Origin of the sequence: Psychrobacillus psychrotolerans, assembly GCF_900115805.1 — a bacterium.
GTDB lineage: Bacteria > Bacillota > Bacilli > Bacillales_A > Planococcaceae > Psychrobacillus > Psychrobacillus psychrotolerans.
In genome coordinates this window covers 242,284-255,221 of the sequence record NZ_FOXU01000001.1, presented here as the reverse complement: position 1 = coordinate 255,221, position 12,938 = coordinate 242,284, and the positions used below count along the sequence as shown (strand labels likewise).

Genomic DNA, 12,938 nt, shown 5'->3' with positions numbered 1-12,938 from the left:
AGAACAATATAATTTAATAACTCTTATCAAGAGAAGCCGAGGGAAATGGCCCGTTGAAGCTTCAGCAACCTCTGACTAGTCAGAAAGGTGCTAACTCCTACAAGATAATTTCTTGAAAGATAAGAATCGAGAGCAAAACGTTCACCCTCTTTTCTTGTTTATAGGAAAGAGGGTTTTTTGAATTTAAAGGAGGACAACAAATTGCCTATAAATATACCAAAACAGTTACCCGCAGCTGAACATCTTAAAAACGAGAAAATATTTATCATGGACACCGATCGAGCGATAGCTCAAGACATACGTCCGTTAAATATAGTTATCTTGAACCTTATGCCTGAAAAAGAAAAAACAGAGCTTCAATTGCTCCGTTTACTAGGAAATACGTCGCTACAAGTAAATGTAACCTTTTTACATATGGCAACCCATGATTCCAAAAATGTAAGTAAAACACATCTAGACACTTTTTATACGACATTCGAGGATATTAAGCACCGAAAATACGATGGGATGATTATTACCGGTGCACCTATTGAGCATTTAGAATTTGAAGACGTTAATTATTGGAATGAGATTATGGAAATAATGGATTGGTCTAAAACTCAGGTGACCTCTGTTTTACACATTTGTTGGGGGGCTCAAGCCGCTCTCTACCATCACTATGGTATCGGGAAATATGACTTGTCGAAGAAATGCTTTGGGGTATTCAGTCATCGTTTATCAGACCCAACTGTACATTTAGTGCGAGGGTTTAATGATGAATTTCACGCACCTGTGTCTCGATACACAGCTGTATCTTTCGATGAAATAAAAAAAGACCCTCGTTTAATACTGCTTTCCGACTCAAAGGATGCGGGTGTTTTTCTAGTAATATCCAAAGATAAAAAGCATATTATGATTACGGGTCATTTAGAGTATGATGCAACTACACTTGCAGACGAATATAACCGAGATATTAAAAAAGGTGTGGATATTGATGTCCCAAAAAATTATTTTCCAAACGATGATCCAACACAAATACCGATGAACTCCTGGCGTTCCCATACACATTTACTTTTTTCCAATTGGTTGAATTATTATGTGTACCAAGAAACTCCTTATGATTGGGAGTAACTAAAAGGCTGGCCGTGAGTGAATTCACGATCAGCCTATATATGTTGATGAAAATGAGCATTATAATTTTTTATTCTGTCTTAAAAATTCGGTTAATTTCCTGCATTTCTTCTATCGTCAGTTCCACTTCAAGTGCTTTCAGATTTCGTAACACTTGTTCTGGTTTTTTAGCTCCAGGAATTACTGTATCTATGGTATTTTGTGCTAGATACCATGCAAGAACGATGGAAGAAACCTCTGCTTGTTTATCATTTGCTATACTACGAAGAGACTCAATCTTTTCCAAGTTACGAATATAAACCTCCCCTTGAAATAACGGATTTTTTGAACGGCCGTCTTCAATTATAGAATCTTTATTGAATTTTCCTGTCAAAAGACCAGAAGCAAGAGGGAAATACGGGATAAATGAAATTTGGTGTTTGGCGCAAAAAGGGATTAAGTCATTTTCTGCCTCTCTTTTGAATAGATTATAGCCTGATTGGATTACTTCTAAATTCCCGTCTTTATTGGCTTCGGTTAATTGATCCATTGTGAAATTGGATACGCCAATTGCTCTAATTTTACCCTCTTCTTTAAGTCGTGAGAGTGTTCCAATTGCTTCATCCTTAGGAGTTCCTTCATCTGGAAAATGGATATAGAATAGATCAATGTAGTCGGTTTGCAGTCTGCGCAAACTATTTTCAACGGTCTCTCTTAAAAATTTAGGAGAGTTATCTACAATAACCTTTCCATCCTCTATCTTGTGTGCCCCTTTTGTTGCAATAATCATATCTTGCCTGGTGTTAAATTCCTTTAATACTTCTCCAATGAGTTCTTCTGATCTTCCCATCCCATATATAAAGGCACTATCTATAAAATTGATTCCTTTTTGAATAGCAGCACGTACAATTTCCTTGCCTGTTTCATCGTTTAAATTAGGGAATAGATTGTGTCCACCGACCGCGTTACTTCCTAAACCAATAGGATTTACCAATAGACCAGTGCGACCAATTTCTACTGCATTTTTCATAATAATAGAAACAACTCCTTTTCTCTGAATATTTCTATTATAATATAGAAAAACCAGAATACAAAAAGGTGGAGATTGATTTGACGGTACTAACGGATGTGCACACTGATTTTATTGGAGTAGTTCATCAAAAGTTTTCTGATTTGATGAGAGATGTAGAAAAAGCAATCATGCAGATGGAGGAAGATAAGTTATTTTGGACTCCAAATAATCATTCGAATAGTGTAGCTATCATCATTAAACATATGAGTGGAAATCTGATTTCAAGATGGACGGACTTTTTGACGACAGACGGTGAAAAGCCTGACAGAAATCGGGACGAGGAATTTGAAAGTACAGTGGAAACTCGTGAGGAGTTGTTAGAAATTTGGTCGAGGGGATGTCAAGTATTCTTAGAAGCATTAGATACAATAAAATCAGTCCATTTGCTCCAAACTATTTACATTAGGAACGAGCCTCATACTGTTATGGAAGCTGTTATTAGAAGTCTTTCTCATACATCTTCTCATGTTGGACAGGTGATTTATATTGCGAAGCAAGTGACTACTGAAGAGAAGTGGACAACATTGTCTATTCCTAAAAAGCAAAAGTAGAAGTGGAGGCATTATTTTGAAGCTTGGACTATTAAAAAACGAGGTAAAGTTATCTCCATACGACGGGGAATGGGGGAAAGAGTTCGACCGGGTGAAACTAGAAATTTTAGAAGCAACAGGACTTCTAGAAGATCGAATACAGCATATTGGAAGCACCGCAATAAAAAACATGCCTGCTAAACCAATTATAGATATATTAATAGGAATAGACGATATTTCAAATGTAGATAAAGCTATATTTAAACAATTACAAAGTATCGGATTTCTAAGATTGAGAGTGGAAAGACCAGGTGAAATAGTTCTGGCCAAATTTACGGATGAAACTTATGAAGTGAAAACTCATTTCATCCATATGGTAGATTTTGAAGAAGAACTATGGTGTAATCAACTATTTTTTAGAAATTACTTAAATTCCAATGAGAAAGCAAAAGAAGCTTACATGAATATAAAAATTCAGAGTGCAAAGCAAAAGAATATTAATATTAGTGCATATACAGATTTGAAGGAACCATTTGTTAAAAGTATATACTCAAAGCGAACTAGTAAGGAAGTGAATTAGGAATGCTCACTAATCTTTATTTCGTCAGACATGCGCATTCCATCTATTCCACGGACGAATTGGGAAGACCGTTGTCTGAAAAGGGTATGGTCGATGCAAAGAAAATAACAGATCTGTTACTACAGGAGAATATAGAAGTAATAGTATCAAGTCCTTATAAGAGAGCTATTCAAACTGTGGAAGGAATTGCGAATCATTTAAAAAAAGATATAGAAATTATGGATGCATTCAAGGAACGACTTTTATCCGATCAACCAGTTGCTGATTTTAACGAAGCAATGTTAAAAGTATGGTCGGATTATGGCTTTTCACTTCCAGGAGGAGAATCTAATCATGTTGCGCAAGCTAGAGGTATCCATGTAACGAAAGAAATCTTGAAGAAATTTGATGGCAAGAATATCGCAATAGGTACACATGGTAATATAATGGTTCTGATCATGAATTACTTTGACTCTATCTATGATTATCGTTTTTGGAAGCAACTTGAAATGCCTGATATTTATAAACTCACTTTTTACGAACAGCATTTGGTAGCTGTTAATCGAATAGACAATGAATCCAGAACGAAGAGTTCGGGCTATACTATTTACAAACGATCTGACATACAACATACCTTTCAACAAGTGGATTTGAATCATCAAAGAATGATTGGTACTGTAACCTTGCATGACCAGGTACTAATAACTATTGAGGTAGATTTATTGAATGATTGTCTTCAAGTAGATGGGGATATCGAGCATTTGAAACAGTTAATGAGCGAAAGAGATTTAGACATGGATTATATGGTTTTCTTTAAGGAAATGACTAAGTTTTTTGTTGAAAATAAAATTAAAGATCCTCAAAAGTACGTTGAAAAATTATTAAAATAACAGGAGGAAATTACCGGAATAGAACGTATGTGTGGTATAATTGATAGTATAGATTGATCTTCTCATGGGTGGACGGCACAATTTTTTTTACTTTCTGTTTAACGACCGGTACAGAAGGGGGTGCTGCTTTTGACGATATTTGAATCGCTCGTAATTATGATTAGTTTTTCTTCTCTAATCATTGCATTGATTACGCTGACCTTTTCAATGACACGAAAAAAGTAATCCACCTATGAGTTAGCGCTCGGATGGATTACTTAATCTCTTTGCCGACACCCTTGAAGGGAATCAGTCTATTTTACCGACCGGATGCTACTAACATCCGGTCGGTATTTTATTGTATACCTGTAATTCCTTTATTATACCAACTATCCTGAAGGGAATCAACGGAGTAGTTTTTTAACTATACACTTCTATGTTCAACTTGCAGTTTGTCGATCAATCAAAATCAAAGTCTTCTTCTCGTTCGATTTTTAGGATATTACCAGTTCTTGCATGGACTTCCACTTCAAAAATCTGGTTGCTTGATGTCATGATGAATACTTCGTATACGAGAAGACCATCCTCCATATCCAAATCCACGTGTACAATTTCTCCAGGAATTCTCTGCAGAGCAATACTTATCGCTTGCTCCGAACTAATTCTCTGTCCATTCATTGGATTTACCACTAATTAAAACCCTCCTTGTCTTATTGATACCATTTTATGCAGACTGAATATAAAAGGATAAAAACTGTTTGACAATTGAAAGTATTCCTACTATCATAATAATTAACTTTTATGTTCGGAAAAAAGGCAGAAGATGCTAAAAGTAGTGTCGCCTAAGAACAGACGAGCTGAGACGAGTTAGTATAGCTGAGAAATTGTTTGAGTAAGAATAGTAGCTTTTGCGGACAATCAAGAGAGTCAGTGGATGGTGAGAACTGATTTGTTGCTAGAGCGAATGGGCTTATGAGAGCTTCCTCGATAACATTCATTGTTGAAGAGGTAGACGTGTTTCCTACGTTACAGGAGCTTAAGTGGGAGTATTACACTCCAACTAGAGGTGGCAACGCGGTAAATACCGTCCTCTTCCAAGGGATTTTTCTGAAATCCCTTGGAAGAGGACTTTTTTTATTTCAAAAATAGCTGAGCAGAGCAGAGGAGAGATTTTAGATGAGAGGATTTATAGATAAAGTGGAGAAGAGTGAGCATTTGACTTATGAGGAAATGGTGGCTGCTTCCAAGCTATTGTTTGCAGAAAATACGGAAGTACACTATATTGTTGACTTTTTAAAAGCACTCTCCAAAAAGGGAGAGACTTCTATTGAGGTTGCAGCACTTGCAACAGTTATGAAGTCATTTGCCATTAACTTAAACGAACCGCATGGTGATTATATGGATAATTGCGGTACAGGTGGAGATGGTTTGAATAGCTTTAATATTAGTACCACCTCTGCATTCGTGTTAGCCGGTGCAGGAGCAACAATAGCGAAGCATGGTAACCGGAAAATTTCTAGTAGCGCTGGAAGTTCAGATGTACTAGAAGCATTAGGAATTCATGCATCTATTAGCTCTGAGGCAACTATCGACCTACTTAAGCAAGAGGGATTAACTTTCCTCTACGCACCAAATGTACATCCAAAGTTAAAAAGGATTGGAATCGCTAGACAAATGATTGGGAAACGGACTATTTTCAACCTCGTCGGTCCGTTAACTAATCCAATTAAATTAGAAACACAATATACCGGAATTAATCGTTCGGATTTCACGATGGAATATGCAGAAGTCTTAAGAATTTTAGGAAGAAAAAGAGCCATTGTTGTTTGCGGTGCTGGAGGGATGGATGAGGCTTCTCTTGCCGGTGTTAATCAGTTAGTCCTAATAGATAACGGAGATTTAATACCCTTTAAGCTGACGGCAAATGATGTAGGTTTAACTTCTGCTCCTATTTCAGCAATACGTGGTGGAGATGGTCACACAAATGCCAAAATACTGCGTAACGTTCTCCAAGGTGAAGCAAGTCCTTATTTAGATACGGTGCTTTTTAACACTGGAATAGGATTATTTGCATCTGGAATCGTTAGCTCTATTCAAGAAGGAGTTAAGCTAGCAGCAGAAACGATCCGTTCAGGAAAAGCATTAGAAAAGTTGGAAGCAGTTATAACTTTCAGTCAACAATCTGTTAGACAGGAGGTGGCATTATGACAACAATCTTAGATAAGATATTAGCTGCCAAAAAAGGGCAAGTAGAACAGATGCTTCTCGGATCGATACCTGACCAGTTAGATATTATTACACGACCATCGTTATTTGATGCACTTTATCAATCTGAAAAACTACAAGTAATTTCTGAGATTAAACGAGCTTCCCCTTCTAAGGGATTAATCGCAGAAGGGATTATTCCAGCTGACCAAGCATCTCAATATGCTAATGCGGGAGCAGCTTGTATTTCTGTATTAACCGATACGCCGTTTTTTCAAGGAACATTTGATGATTTAGCTGAAGTTGCAAGCACCGTTTCTATTCCAATTCTTTGTAAAGACTTTATCATTCATCCAATCCAAATAGATTATGCGAAGCATGCTGGAGCTTCTGTTATATTACTTATCGTAGCAGCACTAAAACAAGAAAAACTTTTATCTTTATACGAATATGCAGTTAGCAAGGGTTTGGAAGTGTTAGTAGAAGTTCATGACTCAGTGGAGCTAGACCGTGCTTTGCAGCTGGATGCAAAACTAATCGGCGTTAATAACCGAGATCTTCGAACGTTTCAAGTAGATTTATCACGTACGGCTGAAATTGCAGCAAGCTTTCCATTTGAGGAAAAACGTGTGCTCATAAGTGAAAGTGGTATTTGGAATGCTACGGATGCTTCAAAAGTTGCTAACTATGGTGCCAGTGCTGTACTTGTTGGGGAATCGTTAATGCGAAGTGGAGATGTTCAGAATGCTCTTCAAAGCTTGCAAGTACAAAGAGAGGTAATTACTTCATGACGAAAGTGAAAATTTGTGGCCTCATGGAGAAAGAACATGTGGAAGTGGCAGTTCAGGCGGGAGCAGATGCGATTGGTTTTGTTTTTGCACCTAGCAAAAGAAAAATAACGATTGATAAAGCACGAGAGTTAGCAAAAGGCATTCCACCTGAAGTTTGGAAGATTGGAGTATTTGTCAACGCAACAAAAGAGGAACTATTAACTGCTTTTCAAGAGGTACCGCTCGATTTTATACAATATCATGGCCAGGAAACACCTGAATTTGTTCGAACAAATAATGTACCTTCTATTAAGGCATTATCTGTTCATAATGAAGCTGATGTTTTACAGGCGAAACAATATGACACTGATTTTTATTTATTTGATGCACCGGGTACGGATTATCAAGGGGGTAGTGGTGAAGTATTTGATTGGAAGCTGATGGAGGGTAATGATATTCAAACAGAAAAAATCATTCTAGCGGGTGGGTTGAATCCAAACAATGTAAAAGTGGCTATTGAGCAGATAAAGCCCTTTATGGTTGATGTTTCTAGTGGAGTAGAGCGAAATGGAACCAAAGATATAAAGCTTATTCAAGCATTTATAAGAGCCGTAAAAGATGATGGGAGTGTGGAATAATGGTAAAAATAGCAGATGACCAAAGAGTGGGAAGATATGGTAGATTCGGTGGTCAATATGTTCCAGAAACATTGATGACAGCTTTAATAGAGCTTGAAAAAGCTTACGAGGAAGCAATTGCTGATCAAACATTTGTAGATGAAGTAAATTACTATTTAAAAGACTATGTTGGTCGCGAAACCCCATTATATTTTGCAGAAAGACTGACAAGAGAACTTGGTGGGGCACAAATTTATTTGAAAAGAGAAGATTTAAATCATACAGGTGCCCACAAGATAAATAATACAATTGGTCAGGCGTTGCTCGCAAAGCGAATGGGTAAAAAGAAAATCGTAGCGGAAACAGGTGCTGGACAGCACGGCGTTGCAACTGCAACTGTTTGTGCATTATTTGACCTTGAGTGTGTTGTATTCATGGGCAAAGAAGATGTGCGTAGACAGGAACTAAATGTATTTCGAATGGAATTGCTCGGTGCACAAGTAGTGTCAGTGGATAAAGGGTCTGGCACGCTGAAAGATGCAGTGAATGAGGCTTTAAGGTATTGGGTTTCTAATGTCGAAGATACCCATTATATATTAGGCTCTGCGCTTGGTCCCCATCCATTCCCTAGAATTGTTCGTGATTTCCAACGAGTAATTGGAGTAGAAACAAAGCGTCAAATAGTTGAAAAGGTAGGGAAATTACCAGATGCGGTTGTCGCATGTGTTGGTGGCGGTAGTAATGCAATAGGCATGTTCCATCCTTTTGTAGATGATCAGGTTGTTGCATTATACGGCGTTGAAGCAGGAGGAAGTGGTATTTCGACAGGACTCCATGCAGCGGCTGTCACTGGGGGGAAAGAAGGGGTGCTACATGGTTCTTATATGTATATTTTGCAGGATGATAATGGATTTATACAAGAAGCACATTCCATCTCCGCTGGTTTAGATTATCCTGGAGTAGGTCCAGAGCATTCCTATTTACATGATATTGGACGTGTACAATATACATCCGTAACAGATGCTGAAGCGTTAGAAGGTTTACAACTGTTATCAAAAAAAGAAGGAATTATACCAGCACTTGAAAGTGCCCACGCTATCCATTTTGCGACGGAACTTGCAAAAGAAATGTCTCCAGAAGAAATATTAGTTATTTGTTTATCTGGTCGGGGGGATAAGGACGTTCAAACAGTGCGTGATGCGTTAGGGGTGAATAACAATGGCTAAAACAAAACTATTAAACGCTATTCAATCAGTAAATACTCAAGGAGATAAAGCATTTGTCGCATATATAATGGCAGGAGACGGAGGACTAGAGACATTAAAGTCTAAAATTTACTTTTTACAACAAGCAGGTGTAACTGCTATTGAATTAGGTATTCCTTTTTCGGATCCTGTTGCAGATGGGCCAACCATACAGAAAGCAGGTGAACGCGCTCTTGCAAACGGTGCAACACTTCGGTCTATCCTGCAGGAACTAGAAACTTTTTATGAGGAAGTTAGGGTACCGCTTGTACTAATGACTTATTATAATCCGTTACTTAGTTATGGGTTAGATCAGTTTGCACAACAATGTGAAAAATTAGGAATAGCTGGACTAATCGTCCCAGATGTACCAATGGAAGAAACAATAGAGCTTCATGGAGTTCTTGAAAATACAGATATCGCATTAGTTCCTCTTGTTTCTTTAACAAGTCCACCAGAGCGTCTTAGGAAAATTGCAGTGTCCGGTGAAGGGTTCATCTACGCTGTAACGGTAAACGGAATCACGGGGATCAGAGATGGGTTTAGTGACCAGTTGGAGCAACATTTCACAAGTCTTTCTGAGCAGAGCGCTATACCAGTACTAGCAGGATTTGGTATATCTACCCCGGAACAAGTAAAAAGTATGGGAACATTAGCTGATGGCGTAATTGTAGGGAGTGCTATAGTGGAAGCGTTCCATCAAAATGACTTGGATCATATAACAGCACTAGTTCAAGCTTCTAAAGCAAAAGTATTTAACTAACACTTAATGGATTGAGATTGTATGGAGGATTCTTCAATTAAAAAGCCTAAGTAAGGTAAAATAAACCCCATTCTGAGCAACTAGCTCATAGAATGGGGTTTATCATTTATTTTATCTAAGCCTTTTTGATAAATAAAGACATGATTAATCCTACGATTGCTAGGATTAAACCAAATATAAATGCATCTTGTACACCAGCAGTTAATGAAGCACTCAATGTTTCTGGATCCATTATATCAGTCGCATTCTTTAAATAAGCAGTTTGAGAAGTCGACATAATTGTAATCGCAACGGCTGTACCGATTGCACCAGATACTTGTTGTAATGTATTCATCAATGCTGTTCCATCAGGATACAGTTTTCTCGGAAGCTGATTAAGACCATTTGTCTGTGCTGGCATCATAACCATTGATATTCCAACAAACAGAACTGAGTGCATCACAACAACCATAAATATAGAAGTGTCCATTGTAATATTGGATAGCATCCATAACATGATAATCATGATGACAAACCCTGGAGTAACAAGGCCTCTAGGACCATATTTGTCAAATAGACGACCAGTTAAAGGAGACATAAGTCCGTTCAAGACACCCCCTGGTAGAAGTACGAGTCCAGCTGTAAATGCAGCTAAAGCAAGTCCTGTTTGTAAGTATAATGGCAACAGAATCATGGAAGACATAATTACCATAAAGGTTATAAATACACTTAATAACCCTAACGTAAACATTGGGAATTTTAGGACACGTAAGTTAATCATTGGTACTTCCATTTTGAACTGTCTTAGACTGAACAAAACTAGTGAAACAAGGCCGACAACGATTGTCAAAATAACTATTGTACTGCCCCAACCCTTTTCTCCTGCACTACTAAAGCCGTACACAATTCCGCCAAAACCAATAGTTGATAAAATAATAGAAAGTATATCTATTTTCGGTTTCGTTACAGTTGTTACATTTTCTACGAATTTTATACCGAACAACAAAGCAATGAAAAGAAACGGTAAACAGATCCAGAAAATCCAATGCCAAGTAAGTTTCTCAAGAACCAAACCTGAAATAGTTGGACCAATGGCTGGTGCAAACATGATAACCAATCCCATGAGCCCCATTGTTGCCCCTCTTTTGTGAACAGGGAAGATGAGTAAAATAGTATTGAACATTAATGGTAATAATAATCCTGTCCCTATTGCTTGTACAACTCGTGATAGCAATAACACAGTGAAACTAGGTGCAACCGCTGCAATGAATGTTCCTACTATAGAAAATAGTAAAGAAGCAATAAATAATTGTCGCGTGGTGAACCATTGCATGATAAATCCAGAAACAGGAACTAATATTCCCAGTGTTAATAGGTAACCAGTTGTTAACCACTGAACGGAGGATGGACTAATATCGAATATTCCTATTAGATCTCCTAGTGCCATATTCAATGCTGTCTCACTAAATAATCCGACAAACCCTGCTATTAAAAATGAAATTAAAATAGGGGTTGTTTTAAATACTTGTTTTTCTTGCTGTGGTGCGTTTTCAATCATGAACAAATTCCTCCAATTAATAACTATATAGACCTTCATACATTTGGATGAATTTAAACTAATCCTTACTTAATAATATTGTTATGTGCTTTTTAGCTACTTCAAGCGGTTTATTACTTTTACTCGTTAAAGATAAAAGAATAGCACCTTCTATCATTAAATTCACAGTAATCCCCAAGTCCGTTGCTTTTTCTTTGTCATATCCAGACTGAAGCAATTTTTTCTGATAAATTGCTTGCCATTCTGCAAAGGCTAATTGACAAGCTATACGAATCGGCTCACTCGTAGAATGGGTTTCGCCAGCTATTGTGCCAATAGGGAAACCTATGTTTTTACTATTTACAATGATTTCTGATAAATGATCTAAATGTATTTGAAATGCATTGATAGGATCTTCAATTTCACCAAATAATTCTTGAATTTCATTTATAACAATTTCTTTTGTATATTCAATTGCTGCAATGGCAAGCTGTTCCTTTCCATCCGGAAAATAATGATAAAGTGATCCTTTGGGAATTCCACTTTCCGCAAGAATGTCTTTAAGCCCTACTCCGTAGTAGCCTCTTAATCGAAAAAGGCGAGAGGCAGTTTCAATAAGAAGATCTTTTGAATTATTTTTCTCAGGCACTTTTAAATCACCTCACAAATTATACAAACTGGTCTATTAGTAAATATATAGAAATGCACAAGCGTTGTCAAAAATTTTTGATGAGATTAGCAGTGGCAGGTTACCATTTGCGTATATCATTCCCATTATATAAATGATAAAATATTTTGATAATGGTATTGAGCAAAAGGAGAAATGTAGATGATTTATGTAGGACCTCCAAATAATTTACACCAATTAGCGGCTTTCTTAGAAACGATGAATAGTATTGATGCTTCACATATTGGTTATTGTGGAGAAGAAGAGGAAGAGATTTTTGATACACTTTCCCATGATTTTTCGGATATAGACATAGAGAAATCATTTGTGGTTGCATACGAAGAAGATCATCTAGTTGGTGCATTAGGATTTGATATAGATGCAAAAAAAAGAAGTGCGGAAGTATGGGGACCATTTGTCGGAAATGGGAAAGATAAGCTTCAAATTGCCGATAACTTATGGAAAACTTTAGAGAATACAATTCCTTTTAAATTAGATGAATACCAATTCTTTATAAACGATAAAAACACTTTTGTGAAACAATTTGTTGGACGTATGGATGGAATAGAAAACGGCCACCATCTCATATTAAAGGCCTCAAGAGATTATATAGCAGATAGAATTGATCTACATGTCGTAACATATGCCTCTTCTTTTAAGAAATCATTTAGCGAGCTTCATCATCTGGCATTTCCAAATACATATTATAGTAGTGAGCAGATTCTATCCCGAATAAGTAAAGATAATCTTTTGCTTATCATCCAACACGATATGGAGTTAAAGGGGTACGTGTATGTGGAAGCTTCTCCACTTCACGGAGAAGGAGCAATTGAATATATTGCCGTTTCTCCAGATTACAGAGGGCAAGGGTTAGCAAAGAAACTAATGAAAGCTGCACTACATCATTTATTTTCATGTGATTCAATAGAAGAAATCACCTTAAGTGTGGAGTCTAGCAATAAAGCAGCAATAGCCCTTTATATGGACGCTGGATTTCGAGTAAAACATACGCTCGTTGCCTATAAAAATAGATAAGC

General features: G+C 37.1%; 14 protein-coding genes, 1 pseudogene, 1 riboswitch and 1 other annotated feature. Of the genes and pseudogenes, 11 read left to right on the top strand and 4 right to left on the bottom strand.

The annotated features are described in order from the left end of the window. The first annotated feature begins 20 nt into the window (after window positions 1–20). Window positions 21–126, top strand: a riboswitch (SAM riboswitch). 75 nt (window positions 127–201) lie between these two features. Beyond that, the gene (metA, locus tag BM260_RS01455) at window positions 202–1,110 is read left to right on the top strand and encodes a homoserine O-acetyltransferase MetA (protein ID WP_093534290.1); all 909 of its coding nucleotides are present in this window, start codon (window positions 202–204) and stop codon (window positions 1,108–1,110) included. A 70-nt stretch (window positions 1,111–1,180) separates the two neighbouring features. On the opposite strand, the gene BM260_RS01450 is transcribed toward metA, so the two are convergent. After that, window positions 1,181–2,119, bottom strand: a complete 939-nt coding sequence (locus BM260_RS01450) for an aldo/keto reductase (protein ID WP_093534288.1) — start codon at window positions 2,117–2,119, stop codon at window positions 1,181–1,183. Window positions 2,120–2,199: 80 nt separating this feature from the next. Here BM260_RS01450 and BM260_RS01445 point away from each other — a divergent pair, with 80 nt between their 5' ends. The 4 genes and pseudogenes from BM260_RS01445 to BM260_RS18580 all read left to right on the top strand — a co-directional run bounded on the left by BM260_RS01445 (window position 2,200) and on the right by BM260_RS18580 (window position 4,365). Further along, window positions 2,200–2,712, top strand: a complete 513-nt coding sequence (locus BM260_RS01445; protein WP_093534286.1) for a DUF1572 family protein — start codon at window positions 2,200–2,202, stop codon at window positions 2,710–2,712. A gap of 16 nt (window positions 2,713–2,728) precedes the next feature. Next, the gene (locus BM260_RS01440; protein ID WP_093534284.1) at window positions 2,729–3,271 is read left to right on the top strand and encodes a GrpB family protein; all 543 of its coding nucleotides are present in this window, start codon (window positions 2,729–2,731) and stop codon (window positions 3,269–3,271) included. 2 nt (window positions 3,272–3,273) lie between these two features. Next, a pseudogene (locus tag BM260_RS18585) lies at window positions 3,274–3,825 on the top strand (histidine phosphatase family protein); the annotation flags it as partial. A 444-nt stretch (window positions 3,826–4,269) separates the two neighbouring features. Next, a complete protein-coding gene (locus BM260_RS18580) occupies window positions 4,270–4,365 on the top strand; it encodes a putative holin-like toxin (RefSeq protein WP_245762605.1) in 96 nt (31 codons plus the stop codon). A 213-nt stretch (window positions 4,366–4,578) separates the two neighbouring features. Here BM260_RS18580 and BM260_RS01430 read toward each other — a convergent pair whose 3' ends face one another. Further along, the gene (locus tag BM260_RS01430) at window positions 4,579–4,809 is read right to left on the bottom strand and encodes a PepSY domain-containing protein (RefSeq protein ID WP_245762604.1); all 231 of its coding nucleotides are present in this window, start codon (window positions 4,807–4,809) and stop codon (window positions 4,579–4,581) included. Window positions 4,810–4,998: 189 nt separating this feature from the next. Then, window positions 4,999–5,214, top strand: a binding site (T-box leader). An 81-nt stretch (window positions 5,215–5,295) separates the two neighbouring features. Between BM260_RS01430 and trpD the strand changes: the two genes are divergently transcribed. Genes trpD through trpA form a run of 5 tightly spaced genes read left to right on the top strand, consistent with a single transcriptional unit; the run spans window position 5,296 to window position 9,718 of the window. Further along, complete coding sequence (gene trpD / locus BM260_RS01425; RefSeq protein ID WP_093534280.1) at window positions 5,296–6,327, top strand: anthranilate phosphoribosyltransferase; 1,032 nt, start codon at window positions 5,296–5,298, stop codon at window positions 6,325–6,327. After that, window positions 6,324–7,115: an indole-3-glycerol phosphate synthase TrpC gene (trpC, locus tag BM260_RS01420; RefSeq protein ID WP_093534278.1), complete on the top strand. Its 792-nt coding sequence runs from the start codon at window positions 6,324–6,326 to the stop codon at window positions 7,113–7,115. Before trpD ends, trpC begins: the two co-directional genes overlap by 4 nt. Next, window positions 7,112–7,732, top strand: a complete 621-nt coding sequence (locus BM260_RS01415; RefSeq protein WP_093534276.1) for a phosphoribosylanthranilate isomerase — start codon at window positions 7,112–7,114, stop codon at window positions 7,730–7,732. Before trpC ends, BM260_RS01415 begins: the two co-directional genes overlap by 4 nt. Further along, window positions 7,732–8,937, top strand: coding sequence for a tryptophan synthase subunit beta (gene trpB, locus BM260_RS01410; protein ID WP_093534274.1), 1,206 nt, complete (start codon window positions 7,732–7,734; stop codon window positions 8,935–8,937). Before BM260_RS01415 ends, trpB begins: the two co-directional genes overlap by 1 nt. Beyond that, window positions 8,930–9,718, top strand: coding sequence for a tryptophan synthase subunit alpha (gene trpA, locus BM260_RS01405; RefSeq protein ID WP_093534272.1), 789 nt, complete (start codon window positions 8,930–8,932; stop codon window positions 9,716–9,718). The genes trpB and trpA overlap by 8 nt, the downstream gene beginning before the upstream one ends. A 115-nt stretch (window positions 9,719–9,833) precedes the next feature. Here the strand turns inward: trpA and BM260_RS01400 are convergent, their stop codons facing one another. Then, window positions 9,834–11,255, bottom strand: a complete 1,422-nt coding sequence (locus BM260_RS01400; protein WP_093534270.1) for a DHA2 family efflux MFS transporter permease subunit — start codon at window positions 11,253–11,255, stop codon at window positions 9,834–9,836. A 58-nt stretch (window positions 11,256–11,313) separates the two neighbouring features. Then, window positions 11,314–11,883 carry a TetR/AcrR family transcriptional regulator gene (locus tag BM260_RS01395; protein WP_093534268.1) on the bottom strand — a complete coding sequence of 190 codons (570 nt, stop codon included), beginning with the start codon at window positions 11,881–11,883 and terminating at the stop codon, window positions 11,314–11,316. Between the two features lie 180 nt (window positions 11,884–12,063). On the opposite strand from BM260_RS01395, the gene BM260_RS01390 reads away from it, so the two are divergent. Next, entirely contained in the window at window positions 12,064–12,936 is an 873-nt protein-coding gene (locus BM260_RS01390; protein WP_093534266.1) for a GNAT family N-acetyltransferase, read from the top strand. Window positions 12,937–12,938: the final 2 nt, after the last annotated feature.